This is a genomic window from Anabaena sp. FACHB-595 (assembly GCF_048568275.1).
Lineage (GTDB): Bacteria > Cyanobacteriota > Cyanobacteriia > Cyanobacteriales > Nostocaceae > Trichormus.
Genome location: NZ_CP183473.1, coordinates 1,799,549 through 1,819,968, shown reverse-complemented (window position 1 = coordinate 1,819,968; position 20,420 = coordinate 1,799,549). Strand labels below are relative to the sequence as shown.

The window sequence follows — 20,420 nt, the reverse complement described above, 5'->3', positions numbered from 1 at the left end:
TGTTTGCCTTTTGTCTGGTGTCAGTGGTCAGTGGTCTGTTATCAATGACCAATGACCAATGACTATCATCTAAGCATGGAGTTGTTCAACTAGGTAGAGATGTTCCTCTTGAGTTCTTTCATGTTCTACCACAAACACATTCGAGTAAAGATTAGCCATAATTTGTTTACCTTGCTGTGTCAGAGATAGATAGCGTAAACCATCTTTAATATAAGGATGAACACCATTCCAGTAAAACTTGGCATAGTTTTTGCGTAAATCGGCTGGCGTTTCATAGCCTAAAACTTTATTGATGCCAGTTTCTTCAAATTCATAGAATAAAGATGTAATTTTTTTCAAATAACGGGGGTCGCTTAATTGCCCAATTAAATCAGCAGCACGCACTAATCCAGCAAAATTAGTTGTTTCTTGATGGTCTTCTGCTGTCGGTACAGGAAAACGAGTCCATTCAATATTGCTTTTAATTACCTCAGCATCTATCAGTTTATGACCGCCAAAACGCTCATCAATAAATAGTTTAGCTCTATCGACATGATAAGGTGTCAGACTAGCATCAGAAGCTCCAGGCAACAGAGAAATCATTCTGCCATTATCACCAGTCGCATATAATCCTGCGTGTTCTTGGTCTTGTCGGCAGACTCCTTTAACATAGCCGATATCATGACACACCAAAGAAATGATGAAGTGTAACCAGTCTTCGCTAGAAACGCCACCTTCGCGGATGTGTTTACCACGCAAAATTTCTTGTCCTACAAGAGTAACTAATACTGAATGTTCGACATTGTGATAAAGCGCGTCACTATTGGCAATGTTTTCCAAAGCCATGCTACCAGCCCAAGCAATGATGTCTTGGTAATCATTCTTTAAACAACCATAAGTTCGAGTGTAACCTTCTCGAATTTGGTTCACAAAAGCATCAATTAAAATTTCCGTAGCGTTGAACATATTAGTTACTCAAGTTGGATAGCAATTCTCGCTTTGTTGTTGACAAAAATACATAATCAGGAAACACCCGACTAGAACTGAAGATAATTCAGATTCATCCTTTTTAACTCACGTATTAGTGTGTGTGCTAGCTAAATTTATGTTTCCGCTAGAAAATACATTGAGCAGTTAAGCTAATGCGCGTCTAAATTTTAGAACTACTAATAAGGGCTGTTAACCGTTGACCGTTGACCGTTGATAGTAAACAGCCCTCACGATGGATTGTGCAACTTAAAAGCAGAATAGCTTATCACTATCTATGTTCCGCATTTTTTCACTGTATGACGGTGATCTGGATACAGTAACATTGTGACGCAAGTATGCACGATGCCTGCGGTAGAAAAAATGTCACCTCTCCCTTCCCTGGAAAACGCTGCACGTTTTGTATAAGAGATTGTGCCAACACATAATGGAAATGCAGATATTATCTACACTGCAAAAATAGTGTTATAATTCTACCTGTGCTGTTAATGCGGGCGTAATTCAGTGGTAGAATGTCACCTTCCCAAGGTGAACGTCGTGGGTTCGAGTCCCATCGCCCGCTTTTATTTTGTTGTAGAGCGACAAATAATTATGCCAACGTTGACAATTTGTCTGTCGCTCTACATTAATTTACAGAAAGAGTATAAATTGAGAAGCCCGTGACGAGGATTGAACTCGTGACCTCACCCTTACCAAGGGTGTGCTCTACCACTGAGCCACACGGGCGAAATTTATTTAAATCTTAGATTTTGAACTAGGTTATAATTCAAAATCTAAAATTGAAGGTGGGCCGGGCTGGATTTGAACCAGCGTAGGTGTAAACCAACGGATTTACAGTCCGTCTCCATTAACCACTCGGACACCGACCCGTATGTCCCACGATTTACAATAATAGCAGCGTATTTTAGAAATGGCAAGTGGGTAATAAAAAATTTTTGGAGAACACCAAAAAGAGTTTGTAGTAAGTGCAAGAAGACTTACTACAAACCTTTCTAATCTAGGAGTTCCCCAGTTTCTTGGAGGGAGTGCAAACGGCGGTAAATACCTTCTTGACGCAAAAGTTCATCGTGGTTACCGACTTCGACAATCTTTCCTTGGTCTAGGACTACTATCTTGTCTGCTTCCCGGACTGTACTGAGACGGTGAGCAATGACGATTGTGGTGCAAGTACCCTGAATCGATCGCATCGCCAATTGAATTGCACGTTCAGACTCATAATCTAGGCTAGAGGTGGCTTCGTCAAAAATCAGCACATCGGGTTCTACTAGCAAGGCTCTAGCAATCCCCAAACGTTGTCTTTGTCCACCAGACAACCTCACCCCACGTTCCCCGACAACGGTGTAATAACCTTGGGGTAAGTGCTGCATAACTTCGTCAACTCTGGCTATTCTACAGGCTTCTTTCACCTCCTCAAAAGTAGCCTCAGGTCTACCGTAGGTGAGGTTATCCAAAACAGTCCCGTTGAAAACGTCTACTTCTTGGTGAACGATCGCCAGTCTGCGTCTATACTTACCTACATTCAAGGTGCGAATATCTTGACCATCAATCAAAATTTGCCCATCCTGGGGTTCAAAATAGCGTAAAAGTAGTTTCACCAAGGTAGATTTACCAGAACCAGAGCGCCCCACTAATGCCACGGTTTGGTATGGTTCAATGAATAAGTTGATATCTTGCAACACTTTCCGGCTAGCATCATAGCCAAAACTGACACCAGAAAATTCAACTTTGCCAGTAAATTTGTATGGTGAGGATGTGTTGTCTTCTTCCAAAAGACTAGCTGCATCGTATCCAGTCGGCTCTTGTAGAAACTCGTGAAACCGCAGCATTGAGGAATAGCGACGAGCAAACACTTCTGCTAATGTGCTAATCGGTTCTAACTCAGAATACGCCATGCTGGACAAGGTTAAAGTCATGACGAAATGACCAAGGGAAACCTTACCGCTTACTGTTGCGGCTAATGTTAAACCCAAGATGGTGAATACACAAAACTGAATCACAGTTTTTTGCCAAGTCAGCAGGTTAACATAGCCTCTGTGGATGCGATAATCTACCACCTTTAGCTCACGATCTAAACGTTGCTTTTGGCGCTTTAGTTCTTTCGATTCTGTAGCAAAAGCTTTCACCGTTTTGATATTGGTGATTAGTTCAGATGTGCGGCTTTCTGTGTTTTCCATGTATTTATCTAGAAGACTTTCGTGCCAAATTATTCTCTTTAACTGTCTCAAGCTAAAGCCGAGAATAAGGACGAAAGAAATTAGATAGAAAATCGCAATCCGCCATTCAATCAAGACAATAAATCCAAAAATTCCTAGTACACGAAATAGTTTGGGAATTAACTGTCCGGCGATTTCTGGATATGTCCAAGTGTGATTAGAAAGGCCTCTACCTAGCCTTCCGGCAATGCGTCCGGGGTTATTGACATCATAAAATTCTAAGGGGAGTGTGAGAATTTTCTCAATCGCTGATTGGGTTTTATCTCGACGTGATCTTAAAGCTATATCCCAGTGAAACCAACTGGTTAACCAAGGTTGTGTTGGCGCTCTCACTACGGTAACCAGAAAAATTAAACCCAGTAATACACCTAAAGATAGAAGTTTGCTAACTGGGTAATTCGTTAATTGTGATAGAGTGGCGATCGCACCTTCTAAGGGTTTATCTAAAGGTTGATTGGACAAAACATTCAAAATTTGCCCAATTGCATAAGGAACAAGTAAATCCACAACTTCGTACACGCTAGACGCTGCAATAGTGAAGGCACTCAGCTTCCAGTCGTCACGAAAGTAATTGACAATATCTTTAAATTTAGCCATGATGCACACTGTCCAAGAGCGCGAGCGTTAGCTTGGAGCTATCATGCTACATTAGTGTTACAGTTGTAGTCAATGGTTGGAAAATTAAATCACCCATTTGGGTGAGAAAGACAAGATAACTTTGACTACTTTCATTATTTTTTCAATTGTTCTAAATAAGCGGCAACCTTAAGCATAATTCTGCTACATCTTTGTTAAGAAAAGTTACAACGCTCTTAGCACAGGAATTATGTTTTATGGTAGATGCACATGAAAAGAAGGCACCACATCAGGTTGTAATTATTGGTGGTGGCTTTGGTGGACTTTATACAGCAAAGACTCTTGCGACAGCAAATGTAAGTGTTACTCTTATCGATAAACGTAACTTTCACTTATTTCAGCCGCTTTTATATCAAGTTGCTACAGGAACCCTATCACCTGGTGACATTTCCTCACCATTACGAGCTGTATTCAGTAAAAGTAAGAATACACAAGTGTTGCTAGGAGAAGTAAAGGATATTAATCCCAAAGCGCAACAAGTTATTTTGGATGATAAAGTAGTACCTTACGATACATTGATTGTCGCCACAGGTGCTAACCATTCTTATTTTGGTAAAGACCACTGGAAAGACGTTGCGCCTGGTTTGAAAACCGTGGAAGATGCGATAGAAATGCGTCGCCGGATATTTGGCGCATTTGAAGCAGCAGAAAGCGAAACTGACCCCGAAAAACGCCGTGCTTGGCTGACTTTTGTGATTGTAGGGGGTGGCCCGACTGGTGTAGAATTAGCAGGAGCGATCGCCGAATTAGCATACAAAACCCTCAAAGAAGATTTTCGCAGCATCGACACCTCAGAAACAAAAATTTTACTATTGCAAGGGGGCGATCGCATCCTTCCCCACATTGCGCCAGAGTTATCGCAAGTAGCAGCAGAATCTTTGCAAAAGTTGGGTGCGATTATCCAAACTAAAACGCGGGTGACCAATATTGAAAATGACATCGTTACTTTCAAGAAAGGTGATGAAGTCAAAGAAATTCCCTCAAAAACTATATTATGGGCAGCAGGTGTCAAAGCTTCCCCAATGGGACAAGTCCTAGCAGAACGCACAGGTGTAGAGTGTGACCACGCCGGACGTGTGATTGTAGAACCAGACTTGACTATCAGGGATTATAAAAACATTTTTGTCGTGGGAGATTTAGGCAACTTCTCCCATCAAAATGGTAAACCCTTACCTGGTGTTGCACCCGTAGCCACACAACAAGGAGAATATGTAGCCAAACTCATTAAAAAACGGCTGAAAGGTCAAACTTTGCCACAATTTCGTTACAATGACGTAGGCAGTTTGGCGATGATTGGGCAGAACCTAGCTGTTGTAGATTTAGGATTAATCAAGCTCCAAGGTTTCATTGCTTGGGTATTCTGGCTATTAATTCATATCTACTTCTTAATCGAGTTTGACACTAAATTACTAGTAGTATTTCAGTGGGCATGGAACTATATCACTCGTAATCGTCGCTCTAGATTGATTGCAGGTCGAGAAGCTTTTGTAGAACCAAAAACCGTGAATCAACAATAGCCGTGATTATCTAAGGCGAACTGCTTTCCCAGGCAATTTTGCAACCCATTCTGACTTCGAGCTAATTCCTCACCCTTCAGTTTTACCCAGTTTCGGAATTAGATTTGGTGATTTAAGCGATAATGTAACAGGTTTTTGGGATAACTCTGCAAATTCAGCGAAAGAACTCATGCTGCCATCCTGATAATACCCCCAGCACCCCTAAAACCTGTGCAGAGATGCTCGGAACTAGTATTCCATCAACCCAAAATTGCTGCCAGACTAAGCTAATGTACGTCCAAATTCCATAACCACTAATAAGGGCTGTTAACTGTTAACTGTTAACTGCTGACTGTTAACTGTCAACAGTCATTAGCGGTATGCGCCTACCGCAAGCGGAACGTCTGGCGGCGAATGCGTGTTAGGGTTAGCGGGGCGTAGCCCGATAAAAATCATCCCCTCAATCAGCAACGCCTGATTTTGAATTTTGTTGGCGCAGCCTTGCCATAGGCTATTTTGAATTTTGAATTGGTTACTAGGCTCTTGCAAGTAGCGGTGCAGCCGCTAAAAGAGTTTGGGTGTATGGATGTTGGGGATGAGAAAAAATCTGCTTTGTTAGCCCAAGTTCCACAATTTTACCGCCGTGCATGACAGCAATGCGATCGCACAAGAACCGCGCTAACCACAAGTCATGAGTGATAAACAAATAAGTTAACTCAAATTCTGCCTTGAGTTGTAACATCAAATCCAGCACTTGCGACTGCACACTAGCATCTAACATACTCACGGGTTCATCGCAGATTAACATTTTAGGACGAGTAATCAACGCACGAGCGATCGCTACCCGTTGCTGTTGTCCCCCAGATAAGTCTGAGGGGTAGCGCTGATAATAAACTTCTGGGGGTGTTAAGCCGACTTTTTGCAACATCCACAACACTTGTTCTTTCGCCTTAGCCGCATCAGCTAGGTGATGGATTAATAAAGGGTCAGCAATACTTTCTCCCACCGTCATGGCTGGATTCAGACAAGCATGGGGGTCTTGAAACACCATTTGAATTTGTCGCCGAGCCGCGCGGATTTCTTGGCGTGATAATTTAGTTAAATCTTGACCTAAAAACTCTACTTTGCCTGATGTGGGACGAATTAACTGCAATATCGTCCGTGAAAGCGTACTCTTACCGCATCCAGATTCACCCACTAACCCCAAAATTTCCCCTGGATATAATTCCAAGTTAATCCCATCTACAGCCTTAATAGTCTGACTCTCCGCCTTAAATAGTCGTTCTACAAAGTTAGGCTCTATCGTGTAGTACTGCTTCAGTTCTGTAATTCGCAGGATTGGCGATTGGGGACTAGGTATTGGGGACTGGGAGGCTTGGCTACTGCTTTCATCTACTGCTTGAATATGCAGAGCTGCTTTGAGGAGCGATCGCGTATATTCATGTTGGGGGTTTTTAAATACAGATTCAGTTGCACCCATTTCCACCATTTTGCCGTTATACATCACACCGATGCGGCTACAATATTCCCCTACCATTGCCAAATCGTGAGAAATTAGCAACAGCGCCATGTTTTCCTCACTGCACAGACGGGTTAATTCTTGTAATATCTGAGCCGAGACGGTGACATCTAAACTAGTCGTGGGTTCATCAGCGACAATTAACTTGGGGTTGAGGAGGAGGGCGAGAGCGATCGCTACCCTTTGGCGCATTCCTCCGCTAAACTCATGAGGGTACTGACCCCAACGACTAGCCGGAATCTTCACTTTCTCCAAAGTCGCTAGCGCCTTTTCCTTTGCTTCCTTGGCTGATAATTCCGGTGAGTGGGCTTGCAGAGTTTCAATACAGTGATTACCAATCGTCATCAACGGGTCAAGCCGCGTCATCGGGTCTTGGAAAATTAAAGCTACCGCTTCGCCCCGAAATTTCCGCAATTCGTTTGGTGTTAAATCAAATACCGCCTGTCCTTGAAACATCACTCGTCCTTCCACTCGACTAGAAGGTGGTAACAAGCGCATCGCCGCCCTTCCCAAGGTAGATTTACCACAACCAGATTCACCTACTAACCCCATTCTTTCCCCTGGTTGCAAGGTAAAAGATACATCATCAATCGCCCACTGTAGTTCTTCCCCGCTACGCTGCGGATAGGCGACACGCAAATTTTCTATACAAAATAATTCTTTATTCATAATTAGTTATCAGCCCAGTGCTACCAGCTTGGATATTTTTAAATTTAAGCTAGTGTATCAGATCCGCTAAAGTAGCTGTTCAAGACAATCAAAATTCTGTAACCGATGCTAACTTACCTTGTTATCGACGCTAAATCATATTTACAAGCGAATTGGTGCTACTTAACAGGGGAAACTGTGAGGTTTTGACTTACAGGAATCTGAATCAAAAACTCTGTTCCCTCACCAATAGTTGAGAAGCATTCTAGTTTACCGCTATGTCTTTCGATAATAATCTGCTGACTGATAGACATTCCCATTCCTGTACCTTTACCGGATGGTTTTGTAGTAAAGAACGGCTGGAAAATCTTGGCTTGAATATCTGCGGGGATACCGGAACCATTATCAGCGATCGCAATTTGCAACCACCGAGAATCTTTAACTGAAGTAGTAATAGTTATTTGGCTAGTTTTTTGTGTATCTGTTTTTTCTTCCAGAGCATCAATAGCATTAACTAAAATATTCATAAATACTTGATTTAATTGCCCAGGATAGCATTCTATTAAAGGTAAGTAACCATAATTTTTAACAACTTTAATTTCCTGATGTTCTGGCTTTTCTTTCAGACGATGTTGTAAAATTAGTAGAGTATTATCAATACCTTCGTGAATATCCACTGCTTTGAATTCTGATTCATCAAGACGCGAAAAATTCCGCAGTGATAGCACAAGTTTACAAATTCTATCTGTTCCTATTTTCATGGAACTCAGCATTTTTGGTAAATCTTCCTGGATAAAATCTAGGTCGATATGCTCTGCTAAGTTAACTATTTCCGATAAAGGCTCAGGGTAGTATTTATGATACAACTGCACAAACTGGATCAGATTTTCAGTATATTCTTGCACATACGTTAAATTGCCGTGAATAAAGCTGACTGGATTGTTGATTTCGTGAGCTATCCCTGCTACCATTTGACCCAAAGCAGACATTTTTTCACTTTGTACCATTTTCAATTGACTACGCTGTAGTTCTTCGAGTACTTGTTGCAATTGGTTATTTTTTTCACTAATTTCTTGATTCCTGTTTTCTAAGGTTTCGTTGTAATTAGTCAGTTGTTCGTTAGCTTGTTGCTGTTGTGTTAGTAATTTTTTAACCGTAGCAATTAATTGATTGAAGGAATTGCCAAGCACACCCAGTTCATCATCACGATTAATAGTTACTTGTAAATCAAAATTAGACTCTTCTGTAGAGCGTCTAGCTACATTAGTTATGGCTTGAATAGGAGAGGCGATCGCCCGACTGGTAAAAATTGCCAATATAACCGAAATAGTAACTGATATAATGATGCTAACAATGACAATTCTTTGAGCTATTCCGCTAGATGTTTGCTGAAATTCTTCAGCTTCTTCTGTTTCGGCGTATGCTTTTTGCAGCAGTTTATCCACGTCATCAGATATGCGATCAAACTTTAGGGATAGCTCACTATCAGTAAATTCCAGTAATATTGTCTGAGCTTTTTCAATCTCTCCTGGTATCTTTAAATTCAACCCCTGAATCTGCTGTTTTCGGAGTTCTAGTTCTTGGAAATACTGTTGCAGGACGTAATTATAAGTGTGCAAAAATTTTGGTAGTTCTGTAACATGGAGATCCCCCGAAGATACAGGGTGCATCTTGATGAAAGTCCTGATCTCAATCCAGGAATTCTCTATTTCCGCTTTATGGTGCAGCAAATAACTGTATTCCTGAGCGTAACGTTGGGGATATTTTACTAATGGAATCAGTTGTTGCTGATGAGTCCGCGCTTGCAAAATATCTATTTGCAAGTGGTGTAGTAATTCCATTTCTTCACGAGCGTGTTCTTCCCATTCGGAAGCTTGTCGTAGATAATTTTTCCCAATGCTGAAACCTGCTACTGTACCCAAAATACTAACCCCCAGGGCAATGGCGTATCCTAGACTAATCCTTTGCCCAACACTCAACTTGATAGTCAGCATAGAATCTACACAGTTACCTAAAATCTCGTAGATTCTATGATTCCCATGATTTTTATCTATTCTTACACCACAACTCCAGTCATCATCTAATCTTCATTTGTATCTGGTGGCTTTTGTTGCAGTATGGCTTGGCAATATTGAATTAGAGTATTGAGGCGATCGCTAATTATATTTATTCTTGTTTGTACTGTAGACGGTTGTCGCGCTCCTTGTAAAAACATCACATCTACTTCTAGCAGACGCAATTGTTTGCTAATTTCTGTCTTATAGGACTGTATACGTGCATCCTCCTCAGCTAAAGGTGCGATTTCTTCCCCAAAGAGTTGCTTTAACCCAGCTAGACGCTGGCTTGCTTCTGTGGCGACGATTTGATTCGTGTTGATCCCCTGACGGAACTCCAGTAGTAATGTTACTAGGCTCTGATATTTTTCAAGATTTAAAGACATCTAGTGCTATTTACGATAGTATTAATGTCAAGAAAATTATTTATACAATAAACCTAATCAGGCTATTATCAGCATCACCAGTCTCAAGTATTGTATTGAGGCTGTGTTTGCAATATACATTTTTTCCCATTTATGTTTTCGCCAACCCGAAGTAGACCACTACCATAGTCTCATAGGGTATCTCACACAGCGTTTACTGCCCTCACCAGGGTAACAGCATTACTAAAAAAAGTTGCTGTTAATTGCGTCAACCTCTCAACTATCCACCGATCACCTCTTCTATTGTATGAGCAGCATCGCTATTAGTTCCCCAACCGATCTTAGCCTTCCAGAATGGCTAAAGCAATGTTTGCGGGATTCATCAACACATGGCAGCAAAGCAGAAGACGACCGAATGTGTAGTGATAACACGTTAATCTGTCGGGCATTTGATTTTGCTTACCAACTGCATCACGGACAATACCGCAAATCTGGAGAACTATATATTAGTCATCCCATCGCTGTAGCCGGGCTGCTGCGCGACTTAGGGGGCAGTCCTGCTATGATAGCAGCTGGATTTCTTCATGATGTAGTTGAAGATACAGATGTCACAATTGAGGAAATAGAAGAGCGTTTTGGCCCGGAAGTCAAGCAGTTAGTGGAAGGTGTCACCAAGCTTTCTAAAATAAATTTCACCAGTAAGAAAGAAAGCCAAGCGGAAAACTTCCGGCGGATGTTTTTGGCAATGGCGCAAGATATCCGGGTAATTGTGGTGAAGTTAGCAGATCGGTTGCATAATATGCGAACTCTGCAATATATGTCAGAAGATAGCCGTCGTCGTTCAGCCCAAGAAACACGGGATATCTTTGCACCTTTAGCCAATCGCTTAGGGATCTGGCGAATTAAGTGGGAATTAGAAGATTTAGCCTTTAAGAATTTAGAGCCGGAAGCTTTTCGGCAAATGCAAAAGTATGTTTCTGAAAAGCGTGACGCACGGGAAGAGAAGTTAGCCAAAGCTACAGCAATTTTACGCGATCGCCTCCAGCAAGCAGGAGTTCGTTGTTTAGATATCAGTGGTCGTCCCAAGCATCTTTATAGCATTTACCAAAAGATGCACCGGCAGCAGAAAGAATTTAATGAAATTTACGATTTAGCAGCCCTGCGGATTATTGTCGAGACGAATGAGGAATGTTATCGGGCTTTAGCTGTAGTACATGACGCTTTTCGCCCGATCCCCGGCAGATTTAAAGATTATATCGGCTTACCCAAGCCCAACCGTTATCAATCTCTGCACACAGGTGTTATTGGTTTGACTGGTCGTCCTCTAGAAGTGCAGATTCGGACAATGGAAATGCACCGCATCGCCGAATACGGGATCGCCGCCCATTGGAAGTATAAAGAAACTGGTGGTTCTAACAGCCTGATAACTACATCCGATGAAAAATTTACTTGGTTGCGTCAATTATTGGAATGGCAAAGTGACCTCAAAGACGCACAAGAATATCTCGATAGCGTTAAAGATAACTTATTTGAAGACGATGTTTATGTTTTCACGCCCAAAGGCGATGTCATCCCTTTAAGTCCTGGGGCTACAACTATAGATTTTGCCTATCATATTCATACAGAAGTTGGTAATCACTGTGCCGGGGCGCGAGTTAACGGGCGCATGGTTCCCCTATCCACCAGATTACATAATGGCGATATTGTAGAAATTATTACCCAAAAGAATAGCCATCCCAGCTTAGATTGGCTCAACTTTGTGAGAACTTCCGCCGCCAAGTATCGAATTAAACAATGGTACAAGCGATCGCGCCGGGAAGAAAATGTGGCTCGTGGTCGAGAATTATTAGAAAAAGAATTGGGTAAAACTGGTTTAGATAGTCTGTTGAAGTCAGACGCAATGCGGACTGTTTCCGAAAAATGTAATTATCACAGTGCTGAAGATTTACTCGCAGGTATGGGTTATGGCGAAGTCACCCTCAACTTGGTATTAAATCGCTGGCGAGAAGTGGTGAAATCTCAACAGCCAGTAGTAGATACACCCATATTATTGCCTAAAGAACCATCCGCCGGTAAAGCACCGACACCCATCACCCGTGCAACAGATTCACCAATTGTGGGTGTAGAAGGTTTGGTATATCACCTGGCTGGTTGTTGTACACCAATTCCCGGAGAAGCAATTATTGGGGTAGTAACGCGGGGTAGGGGAATTTCCATCCATCGCCAAGGCTGTCATAATTTAGAAACGGTGGAATGCGATCGCCTAGTTCCCGTTAGTTGGAACCCAGGCGCAGAAAATAGAGGTCGTCCGCAAACTTACCCAGTCAATGTTCAAATAGAAGCCCTAGACCGTGTGGGAGTATTAAAAGATATCTTGTCTCGACTGAGTGACCAAGGGATCAATGTACGTTACGCCCAGGTAAAAACAGCCGTTAACCAGCCAGCATTAATAGACTTAGGTATAGATATACGCGATCGCCCACAACTAGAACAAGTATTCATCCAAATCAAAAAAATGAGCGATATCCTCAATATTCGCCGTGTTGGTCAAATTGATGAATGATGGGTAATTGGTAATTGGTAATGAAAGAGACTTTAATTTGTCCCCAGTCCCCAATACCCAATCCCCAGTACCCAATCACCAATCCCCAATTATCGCCCCGCACTATTAAGGTTATTAACAGCATTATTGCGTTCGCTTTCAATTTGCTTGACCAATGGACTAGGAAGCTGAGACCTTTTAGTTAAGGCTTTGTCAAAATTAGCGATCACTTCTCGAATTAATTGCTGGCTTTTCTCTTGGCTACCCTGTCCTTTGAGGATTTGCGCTTTGAGATAATACAACTCAGGGTTATCTGAAGCTTCTTTGATGGCGCGGTTAGCATAATCTAGAGCTTGAGAGTACTGCTTTAAATCACGATAGGCGATCGCAATACCTCGATTAGTTAAATACTGAGGCGCAGCGTTTGTTTGTAGGCGGTTAATCGCCTCATCTGGGTTGGCGAAGGGTAGACTCACAGACAACATCAAGTCCATATAACCTTTGAGCAAATTCAATTCTGGATCTCTAGGCGAAATCGCTTCTGCTCTATCCAGATATTCATATACTTGTCTGAGCCGTCCCAAAGCTTGAGGCGCGCCTCTGAGCGTACCTTCACGGCTAATAATTGCCCCTCCTTCTAAAAAATGCCCTACAGCTGTGTAAATATTGCCCCGTAATTCGTCAGTTGCAACTAATTTTTGTCCCGTTTCCAGGGTTTTCTTACCGTAATTACTCAGCCCCGTCAAATCTCCGTTAATGTATGCTAAAGATGCTTTCATGGCGTAAGCTAGAGGCTCATTGGCTTCACTGGAGATTGCTTGATTGAGATAACGTTCTGCGGTGGGATAATCACCCCGTTGAAAGACTGCTTTAAAAGCTTGTTCTGTATTGTCGCCAATGTTACGCGGTTTCTCTGCACGGAAGGGATCGTCAGCCCATGATGGATTGCTTGCCAAAGTTAGGGCGATCGCCACGCCAAAACTTGCCTGAGCTAGCTTAGTTACTTGAGAAAATATGATTGAGCGAGGAGAGGAAAAATTTTTGATCATGAATCAGCCTCAGAATAATTGCGGTTGAAAAAGTTGTATATGTTACTTAAAATGCGGAATTATTTAGTTATGATTTGCGTGTATAGCAGATAAAATACTCCTCACACTTAGACTTAAGTCATCATGTCAAGTTCCCAAAATTACCGTAATTATGGCTTTTGGGGAATCTGTCACAATAGAACAATCAAGATGAGCTTTGCTGGTAAATTGAGGCTGTAATTAAGTAACAATCTATAAATCCTGCGCGAAGTTTCCAGCCCCTCTCGTTGTAGTTAATCTTAGTTAGTGAGTTCTTTGCCAACATTTGGTAATCTTAACAAATGCTCTATCTCCGAAATCTGGTTTACCATCCCACCGCTTGCCCGACAGCAATCCTTAAGTCTGTCAATTTAGAATTACCCACACAAAAGCTAGGTTTGATTATTGGCCCAAGCGGGTCTGGTAAAAGTACTTTATTAGAAATTTTATCTGGGCTAGCCGAACCAACATCTGGTGGAGTTTTCTGGCGAGAACAAGAACTCATCGCCGAACAGCTACAGCAATTAGCAGGTTTGGTGTTTCAGTTTCCCGAACGGCACTTTTGCGGTGGTACGATTTTAGAAGAATTACGCATAGGGCATCCTGAATTAGGAACAGAACGAGTTAGACAAGCATTAGGTGAAGTGGGATTAGAGCATTTATCGCTTTCGGCTGCACCCTATGCTTTGAGTGGTGGTCAACAACGGCGGTTAGCCCTGGCAGTACAATTAATTCGTCAACCGAATTTATTATTACTAGATGAGCCAACAGCCGGATTAGATTGGTCAATGCGCCGGCAACTGGTGAACTTATTAGCCAAACTCAAACAAGATTGGACATTATTAGTAGTAACACATGATGCCGGTGATTTGTTGGCGATCGCTGACTATTGCTGGACATTAAACCACGGCGAACTCATATCAGTAGAGCCAGCGACATTAGAAGCGAAAGTTAAAGAACCACAGCCTATGGCGTGAGTCCAGGCTCAGACATAAGTGACGAGTGATGAGCGGCGCTCTCTGAGTCGAGCCGCACTCATCACTTAATACTCTTTTATTAGTGCTGAATTTCCAGATTGAGAATATAGCGCCCTAATTGGACTTTTTCAGCCCACAATTCATATTCCACACGTAAATGCTCTGGCAGTTCTTGTCCACTGAGAGTCAAGCTATTGGTATAGTTCCGTAAGCGGATGGGATCGCTTGGTTGTAATGACTCGGTTGGCAACCAATATCGACTTACCCCATAAACACCCTGTTCCCAGAAGTGACGATAACTCACTTGATCGTTACCTTGCATGGTCATAATTACTCGATATGGAGAAATTTCTAACCACAAAACTCTAGGACTAGCCGGAGCATAAGCTTTACTAGTACGTGGGGCAAGTTGTTCTTCTGGAGTATCGGGACTTGCTAATTCACAGGTGATGAGTGGCGGTGTAGTCAGTAATAAATGGAACCTATCAAGGTCTTTTTGATATAGTGTTCCAGCAGTTTCCACAACAGACCAGAATGGTAGGTCAGTTGATATAAGTGATAAGCACACGGGCTTGCGGTGATGGGTCAACATGGGAGCAATGAGGGCTAAAAGCTATTGAATGAGATGTAATTAATACCAGATGATCTACTAGGACAGGATGAGCAACTAAAGAGTAAAACCTGATTAATATTAACTGAAGTTGCTTATTTAGTAAGCTAAATAAACAAACATCAAAATAAATTTGATATAAGTCTAAAAAGTTCAAACTATACTTACTCTACGATGTATGAATTTGTAAGTAAAGCAAGTGAAAAGTTATACTTATGTGAATAATCTAACGTGATACATTCAAGATAACAGGATTTGTGGAAATCACTCTTCAGGGATTTATTTAACATTAAGGTAGCAATAATTAAAAAAACTCAACTAATTACACCCTTTACCAATGATACCAAGCGTGTAGTATGTAGTTAGTCGGACTGAATGTAATTTGGAATGCTGAGGAGTAGCGGGTAAAAGAAATTGTCGTTTGGAGGCGATCGCTATGTTAGTACTACTCTGGATTATAGTTGTCTGCTTTATTTGGTTGCTTGGCTTGAGTTTGTTGGCAGAAATTTGGTTTTATGAAGAAGAGCAAGATTCATCATCATGAACTATTGCAGAGAAAGCCTTTGGTGAATTAACAGAATCACCAGAGGCTTTTTTGCGAATTGGTAATTGGTAATTGCTAATGGGGAATGGAGTGAAGATAAAGAAAAGATTAATTATTATTTATCTTCCTGATGCTGCTCACATTTGGTAGTAATTGAATTCCTGCGCGTGATTAGTTGTTTTAGCGTAACTGTGCAATCATCTGTGCAGGATTCCAATAAGCACGGGTTGTTTGAATCTTTCCTTCAGCATTAACCTCAAAGATGGTAATTCCTGCAAACTTCACCGGCTTACCACTTTTGCTGACTCCAGCCATAGTCCATTTAACAGCTGCTTCATTAGCAGCAATGAAGATATGCTCGATTGTTGCTTCTAGTTTTTCAAATACCGCCTGTAACTGTCCAATGAACTGACGATATCCCTCATGAACTTGTGATGGTGGTTCACCAACCGGATCATGACTAATAGCATCTTCGGCAAAATTATCTATCCAGCCTTCTGGATTCATGCTTGTGATATTGGCAAAGTAAGCAGTAACAACTTGTTCGATTGCTTCTTGTGACATGGGAGGAATAAATATTAACTATTAACAGGAGAAGGGAATAGGGGTGTAGGGGTTTAGGGGTATAAATGTTTGAAACCCTCACACCTGGTATCAACAGAAAATCTGGGTGTGTAAGTCCTAGACTATTGATTAGTTTCTACCAAAACTGTTACGGATGCGATCGCTACTAACATTTCGTCATTTTTATCATTGAGTTCGGGAATAGCGCGTCCCTGGACTACCATACCCCCAAATTCTACTTTCAAGCTTTTGCGTCCGAAGGGTAAAACTGCTAACACTTCTTCTTCTCTAACTTTTTCTGGATAAGGTACTGCTACCTGGACTTCCACAATCATTTCATTGGGATGACTTAAACCAGCGACTTCCCACACACCCGGTAAGGCATTGTGAGCGATCGCATTCCGGACAGCCCTGGCTGCGGCTACTGTCGGTTCCTGCCCATGCTGATCTACTCCCATCCCCATTTCGATAATTAAGCGTTTAAGAGCCACAGTGACCTCCTGAAATATGCCATTCTCACTTTAATTAGGACTTATGCACCCAGATTTTCTGTTGAGACCGGGTGTAAGGGTGTAAGGGTGTAAGGGTGTAGGGGTTTGAAACCCCTATACCCCTATACTCTTCTCCGAACCCTTGATCTTTCGTTTTCATACTTAAGTCCTATTTAAGAAATCGGTTCAAACACCATTTGGGGAATTAACACACCTGCTTGCAATTCTCCTATACCCAAGAAAATATTTGTTTCTGCTTGATAAACTCGCACTTTACCAATAGTTTCTAAATTTAATTCAATTCGCTGTCCCTGACACCATTTTTGTGCAGATATGCTAGGTAAGGTAACTGACGGTAAACATTGCAAAGCTGCATCGGCGGGAGTTGGTTCAAAAGTCCCTGCTTGCAGTTGGGTTTCTAAGTCTGTCAAGGTGAGACTATCTGTTAGATTAAAGCCACTGCTGTGAGTGCGGATCAAAGCGGCGAGAGTTCCACCTGTGTGGAAAACTGCACCTAAATCACGAGCGATCGCTCTAATATATGTACCACTACCACAGGCGATCGCCACATCCAATTCGGGAAAATCTCCTTCCCGCCAATCCAAAACATCTATACTAAAAACTTCTACAGTCCGTGCTGGCACTTCTATGATTTCGCCTTTACGCGCCAAATCATATAAGCGTTTTCCCTCTACTTGAATCGCACTGTAAATGGGTGGTATTTGTTCAATCTTGCCGATAAATTGGGGTAGTGCAGTTTTCACCTCAGACAAACTCAATCCCCGACAAGGTTGGGAAGTAATAATTTCACCTTGCAAATCATCTGTTGTAGTCTGCACACCAAAACGGACAGTAGCTTTATAAGCTTTGTCACTAGGCAGATACTGCAATAAACGTGTAGCTTTGCCAACTGCGATAGGTAACACCCCAGTGGCTGCTGGATCTAATGTTCCCGCGTGTCCCACACGTTTGAGACGTAACATTTTTCTTAAACGTGCTACACAGTCGTGGGAAGTCCAACCAAATTGTTTGTTTAAATTAATAAAACCTTGCATAGTAACAATTCAAAATACCCTACGGGAAGCTAAAGCTACAAAATTCAAAAATAAAAAAGTAACTAGAGACTAGGGGTTAGTGTTTTTGTTCTCCACCCCCTGCATAGCACTTTCAAGCTAGACTAAAACAAATTATTGAGGAAGCGTTAATGATAAAGCCAAATGGGGTTAAAAGTGAAGCTGTAGAGGAATTAACTACAGTGCCAGAGGTGGAAAATTTGCCTGAGGCTGTGGATGATCCCCAAGATATTGATAATATTTTGAACTCATTAAAATCCCTGCTGAGTTCTGTAGAAAAGCTGCAAAAAGTTCGTCAGGAAGTGGGAGATATTAAACCTTTGATCGTGCGGATGCTTGATGGCGAACTGGTATCAGGTGAAGAACTAGAGCAGCTTAAGACTGGTGTAAGTAGTCTAGCTCGTCTAGTGCGCGCTTATAGTGACCACCAAGCAGCTTTGACTAAAGCCCAACCCGCTAGGCAATTACTAGACCAGGTTTTGAAAGAGCGCAAGACTAATTGAAACTCTGTAAAAGTCTTAGTTTGTGGATATTATAGACTCGTTGCTCCCATCAGGAAGGAGTTTGCAGGCGCGTTACACCAATAATTGTCATGGTGTAACTACAAAAAATCACTTGTTGACAAATATAATCATAATGACTACGCTTAAGAGAAGAGACAATCAAAAATAAAATTTTGTCAGCAGGGGTTAAATATATGTTTTCCAATCGAGAAGGTCAAAGAGTTCCTCAAGTCACCTTTCGGACTCGTCAAAATAACGAATGGGTGAATGTAACAACTGATGATTTATTTGCAGGTAAAACAGTCGCTGTCTTCTCTTTACCTGGTGCATTCACGCCAACTTGTTCATCTACTCACCTACCTGGTTACAACGAGTTGGCTAAAGTGTTTAAAGACAATGGTGTCGATGAAATCGTCTGTATTTCCGTAAATGATGCTTTTGTGATGAACGAATGGGCAAAAACCCAAGAAGCAGAAAATATCACTCTGATTCCTGATGGTAACGGCGAATTTACCGAAGGGATGGGAATGTTAGTAGATAAGACAGACTTGGGATTTGGCAAACGTTCATGGCGTTATTCCATGTTGGTGAAAGATGGTGTAATTGAGAAGATGTTCATTGAGCCAGATGTACCAGGTGATCCATTTGAGGTGTCTGATGCTCAAACAATGCTCAAACACATTAATCCTCAAGCAGCCAAGCCAAAATTAGTTTCCTTGTTTACTAAGGTTGGTTGTCCTTTCTGCGCTCGTGCCAAAGCGGCGCTACAAGAAAATGGTATAGAGTACGAAGAAATTACCTTGGGTAAAGGAATTACAACTCGTTCTCTGCGTGCTGTCACGGGTGCAACAACTGTTCCGCAAGTATTTATTGATGGTGTATTAATTGGTGGCTCAGAAGCCTTAACAGACTATTTGAGTACAATCAAACAGGAAAAAGTAGGAGTTTGATATCTCATTGATAACTGTATAAAGACGTAGTGCAATTCAGCCATATTAAGCTATTACGCTTTTAAATTACATACTCACTTGTATGGTTTGTTCACTGCTAACAGTTAACTGTCAACAGTCAGCAGTCAACACCTAATACGAAAAGATGTACAAGTTAAATACGCGACAGCTTAATCATTTGTATTTTGCTGAGTTGCACTACGTCTATCAAACTCTTACTTTTCAACCTACTGATTCCGCCAACGACGAGCAAATTCATTGAGTGTAGCTGCGGGAATTTGACTTTGCAGCCATTCCAAAGCCGCTACTTGATGGGGAAATTGGGTTGGGTCGTAGTTGAGAGCAACATCTACTAAACGAATTGTGGGAGTAGGAACCTTTCGTAAAGCTACCCAAGTTTTTGAGCCAACAATTCCATCAGCAGTCAGACCGTTGGCGCGCTGAAATTTGATCACTGCGGCTTGGGTTCCCGCACCAAAGATCCCATCAACTGATACCTTTACACCCTTGGCATTCAGCAACCTTTGCAATTCAGTCACAGCCGCACCAGAGTCACCTTGACGGAGTACAGGTTCTGCAACTTTAGAGGCTTCTTGAGCATTAGCGTTAGTCATGGGAAATTTCCTTTGTATTTAGGTGATTTATTACATGGGAAAACTACATTATTGATTGGACAATTTACGGAAGAATTTTTTCATCTCCTATTACCTATTACCCTATTTATATCGCGTTCCATCTTGGTGAATAAATTGTCTGGATTTGCCATCAGGACTAGGTGGTGTCATCAAATCTGGTACATCGGGATAAAAACCTTGGTCATTGGGGGTGCGATCGCCTACTTCTAAATACACCCCAACCACCGCAGACCTATTGACTAAATGATGTCCGTTCGCTTCACCTGCGGGAAATCCAGCCGCCATTCCTGGTGTGAGAATCTCTTCTCCGGCATCTGTAATTAAAGTCAGTTCACCTGCCAATATATAAATAAACTCATCTTGATGAGAATGCCAGTGTCTCAAAGCAGAAAAACTCCCTGGCTCTAACTGCACTAAGTTGACTCCAAAATTTTTCAACCCAGCAAAGTTGCCTAACCTTTGTCGTATCCGTCCTGCAACCATTGCTTTGAAAGCATCGGGGTAATTTGTGCCTCTTTCCATAGGCACATTTTTAGGGTCGATAATCATAAGATTATTAGCTAGTAA

General features: G+C 41.8%; 17 protein-coding genes and 3 tRNA genes. 6 read left to right on the top strand and 14 right to left on the bottom strand.

Annotation, left to right across the window (positions count from 1 at the left end):
* Nucleotides 1-69: 69 nt before the first annotated feature.
* Complete coding sequence (locus tag ACN222_RS07735; protein WP_010995724.1) at nucleotides 70-945, bottom strand: Npun_R2479 family HD domain-containing metalloprotein; 876 nt, start codon at nucleotides 943-945, stop codon at nucleotides 70-72.
* Between the two features lie 511 nt (nucleotides 946-1,456).
* Here ACN222_RS07735 and ACN222_RS07730 point away from each other — a divergent pair.
* Nucleotides 1,457-1,528: transfer RNA gene (locus ACN222_RS07730), tRNA-Gly, on the top strand.
* 92 nt (nucleotides 1,529-1,620) lie between these two features.
* Here ACN222_RS07730 and ACN222_RS07725 read toward each other — a convergent pair.
* From ACN222_RS07725 to ACN222_RS07715, 3 genes are all read right to left on the bottom strand, one after another.
* A tRNA-Thr gene (locus tag ACN222_RS07725) sits at nucleotides 1,621-1,692 on the bottom strand.
* A 60-nt stretch (nucleotides 1,693-1,752) separates the two neighbouring features.
* A tRNA-Tyr gene (locus tag ACN222_RS07720) sits at nucleotides 1,753-1,835 on the bottom strand.
* 123 nt (nucleotides 1,836-1,958) lie between these two features.
* Entirely contained in the window at nucleotides 1,959-3,776 is a 1,818-nt protein-coding gene (locus ACN222_RS07715) for an ABC transporter ATP-binding protein (protein WP_044520988.1), read from the bottom strand.
* 236 nt (nucleotides 3,777-4,012) lie between these two features.
* On the opposite strand from ACN222_RS07715, the gene ACN222_RS07710 reads away from it, so the two are divergent.
* The gene (locus ACN222_RS07710) at nucleotides 4,013-5,332 is read left to right on the top strand and encodes an NAD(P)/FAD-dependent oxidoreductase (protein ID WP_126987374.1); all 1,320 of its coding nucleotides are present in this window, start codon (nucleotides 4,013-4,015) and stop codon (nucleotides 5,330-5,332) included.
* Between the two features lie 514 nt (nucleotides 5,333-5,846).
* Here the strand turns inward: ACN222_RS07710 and ACN222_RS07705 are convergent.
* From ACN222_RS07705 to patD, 3 genes are all read right to left on the bottom strand, one after another.
* A complete protein-coding gene (locus tag ACN222_RS07705) occupies nucleotides 5,847-7,499 on the bottom strand; it encodes a dipeptide ABC transporter ATP-binding protein (RefSeq protein ID WP_010995721.1) in 1,653 nt (550 codons plus the stop codon).
* Between the two features lie 158 nt (nucleotides 7,500-7,657).
* On the bottom strand, nucleotides 7,658-9,472 hold the full coding sequence (locus tag ACN222_RS07700; RefSeq protein ID WP_010995720.1) for a sensor histidine kinase: 1,815 nt from the start codon (nucleotides 9,470-9,472) through the stop codon (nucleotides 7,658-7,660).
* 86 nt (nucleotides 9,473-9,558) lie between these two features.
* On the bottom strand, nucleotides 9,559-9,918 hold the full coding sequence (gene patD / locus ACN222_RS07695) for a heterocyst frequency control protein PatD (protein WP_010995719.1): 360 nt from the start codon (nucleotides 9,916-9,918) through the stop codon (nucleotides 9,559-9,561).
* A gap of 286 nt (nucleotides 9,919-10,204) precedes the next feature.
* Between patD and ACN222_RS07690 the strand changes: the two genes are divergently transcribed.
* Entirely contained in the window at nucleotides 10,205-12,460 is a 2,256-nt protein-coding gene (locus ACN222_RS07690) for a RelA/SpoT family protein (protein ID WP_010995718.1), read from the top strand.
* A gap of 89 nt (nucleotides 12,461-12,549) precedes the next feature.
* On the opposite strand, the gene ACN222_RS07685 is transcribed toward ACN222_RS07690, so the two are convergent.
* Complete coding sequence (locus ACN222_RS07685) at nucleotides 12,550-13,488, bottom strand: Sll0314/Alr1548 family TPR repeat-containing protein (protein WP_419756895.1); 939 nt, start codon at nucleotides 13,486-13,488, stop codon at nucleotides 12,550-12,552.
* A 320-nt stretch (nucleotides 13,489-13,808) separates the two neighbouring features.
* On the opposite strand from ACN222_RS07685, the gene ACN222_RS07680 reads away from it, so the two are divergent.
* Nucleotides 13,809-14,483, top strand: a complete 675-nt coding sequence (locus ACN222_RS07680) for an ABC transporter ATP-binding protein (RefSeq protein ID WP_010995716.1) — start codon at nucleotides 13,809-13,811, stop codon at nucleotides 14,481-14,483.
* Between the two features lie 79 nt (nucleotides 14,484-14,562).
* Here the strand turns inward: ACN222_RS07680 and ACN222_RS07675 are convergent, their stop codons facing one another.
* The 4 genes from ACN222_RS07675 to truB all read right to left on the bottom strand — a co-directional run bounded on the left by ACN222_RS07675 (nucleotide 14,563) and on the right by truB (nucleotide 17,747).
* Nucleotides 14,563-15,075: a hypothetical protein gene (locus ACN222_RS07675; RefSeq protein ID WP_010995715.1), complete on the bottom strand. Its 513-nt coding sequence runs from the start codon at nucleotides 15,073-15,075 to the stop codon at nucleotides 14,563-14,565.
* 742 nt (nucleotides 15,076-15,817) lie between these two features.
* Nucleotides 15,818-16,201, bottom strand: coding sequence for a nuclear transport factor 2 family protein (locus ACN222_RS07670; protein WP_010995714.1), 384 nt, complete (start codon nucleotides 16,199-16,201; stop codon nucleotides 15,818-15,820).
* A gap of 122 nt (nucleotides 16,202-16,323) precedes the next feature.
* Nucleotides 16,324-16,692: a Lin0512 family protein gene (locus tag ACN222_RS07665; protein WP_010995713.1), complete on the bottom strand. Its 369-nt coding sequence runs from the start codon at nucleotides 16,690-16,692 to the stop codon at nucleotides 16,324-16,326.
* Between the two features lie 173 nt (nucleotides 16,693-16,865).
* Nucleotides 16,866-17,747, bottom strand: coding sequence for a tRNA pseudouridine(55) synthase TruB (gene truB / locus ACN222_RS07660; RefSeq protein WP_010995712.1), 882 nt, complete (start codon nucleotides 17,745-17,747; stop codon nucleotides 16,866-16,868).
* 149 nt (nucleotides 17,748-17,896) lie between these two features.
* On the opposite strand from truB, the gene ACN222_RS07655 reads away from it, so the two are divergent.
* Nucleotides 17,897-18,268, top strand: a complete 372-nt coding sequence (locus tag ACN222_RS07655) for a hypothetical protein (RefSeq protein WP_010995711.1) — start codon at nucleotides 17,897-17,899, stop codon at nucleotides 18,266-18,268.
* A gap of 194 nt (nucleotides 18,269-18,462) precedes the next feature.
* On the top strand, nucleotides 18,463-19,218 hold the full coding sequence (locus ACN222_RS07650; RefSeq protein ID WP_010995710.1) for a redoxin family protein: 756 nt from the start codon (nucleotides 18,463-18,465) through the stop codon (nucleotides 19,216-19,218).
* 227 nt (nucleotides 19,219-19,445) lie between these two features.
* On the opposite strand, the gene ACN222_RS07645 is transcribed toward ACN222_RS07650, so the two are convergent.
* Nucleotides 19,446-19,832 (bottom strand): peptidoglycan-binding domain-containing protein, encoded by a 387-nt coding sequence (locus ACN222_RS07645; protein WP_010995709.1) that lies wholly within the window; start codon nucleotides 19,830-19,832, stop codon nucleotides 19,446-19,448.
* 102 nt (nucleotides 19,833-19,934) lie between these two features.
* Nucleotides 19,935-20,402, bottom strand: coding sequence for a cupin domain-containing protein (locus ACN222_RS07640; protein ID WP_010995708.1), 468 nt, complete (start codon nucleotides 20,400-20,402; stop codon nucleotides 19,935-19,937).
* Nucleotides 20,403-20,420 lie beyond the last annotated feature (18 nt).

Excerpts from the sequence above, each read along its gene's own strand:
- ACN222_RS07735 (WP_010995724.1), bottom strand. The coding sequence starts at position 945 with ATGTTCAACGCTACGGAAATTTTAATTGATGCTTTTGTGAACCAAATT.
- ACN222_RS07715 (WP_044520988.1), bottom strand. The coding sequence starts at position 3,776 with ATGGCTAAATTTAAAGATATTGTCAATTACTTTCGTGACGACTGGAAG.
- ACN222_RS07710 (WP_126987374.1), top strand. The coding sequence starts at position 4,013 with ATGGTAGATGCACATGAAAAGAAGGCACCACATCAGGTTGTAATTATT.
- ACN222_RS07705 (WP_010995721.1), bottom strand. The coding sequence starts at position 7,499 with ATGAATAAAGAATTATTTTGTATAGAAAATTTGCGTGTCGCCTATCCG.
- ACN222_RS07700 (WP_010995720.1), bottom strand. The coding sequence starts at position 9,472 with ATGCTGACTATCAAGTTGAGTGTTGGGCAAAGGATTAGTCTAGGATAC.
- patD (WP_010995719.1), bottom strand. The coding sequence starts at position 9,918 with ATGTCTTTAAATCTTGAAAAATATCAGAGCCTAGTAACATTACTACTG.
- ACN222_RS07690 (WP_010995718.1), top strand. The coding sequence starts at position 10,205 with ATGAGCAGCATCGCTATTAGTTCCCCAACCGATCTTAGCCTTCCAGAA.
- ACN222_RS07685 (WP_419756895.1), bottom strand. The coding sequence starts at position 13,488 with ATGATCAAAAATTTTTCCTCTCCTCGCTCAATCATATTTTCTCAAGTA.
- ACN222_RS07680 (WP_010995716.1), top strand. The coding sequence starts at position 13,809 with ATGCTCTATCTCCGAAATCTGGTTTACCATCCCACCGCTTGCCCGACA.
- ACN222_RS07675 (WP_010995715.1), bottom strand. The coding sequence starts at position 15,075 with ATGTTGACCCATCACCGCAAGCCCGTGTGCTTATCACTTATATCAACT.
- ACN222_RS07670 (WP_010995714.1), bottom strand. The coding sequence starts at position 16,201 with ATGTCACAAGAAGCAATCGAACAAGTTGTTACTGCTTACTTTGCCAAT.
- truB (WP_010995712.1), bottom strand. The coding sequence starts at position 17,747 with ATGCAAGGTTTTATTAATTTAAACAAACAATTTGGTTGGACTTCCCAC.
- ACN222_RS07655 (WP_010995711.1), top strand. The coding sequence starts at position 17,897 with ATGATAAAGCCAAATGGGGTTAAAAGTGAAGCTGTAGAGGAATTAACT.
- ACN222_RS07650 (WP_010995710.1), top strand. The coding sequence starts at position 18,463 with ATGTTTTCCAATCGAGAAGGTCAAAGAGTTCCTCAAGTCACCTTTCGG.
- ACN222_RS07645 (WP_010995709.1), bottom strand. The coding sequence starts at position 19,832 with ATGACTAACGCTAATGCTCAAGAAGCCTCTAAAGTTGCAGAACCTGTA.
- ACN222_RS07640 (WP_010995708.1), bottom strand. The coding sequence starts at position 20,402 with ATGATTATCGACCCTAAAAATGTGCCTATGGAAAGAGGCACAAATTAC.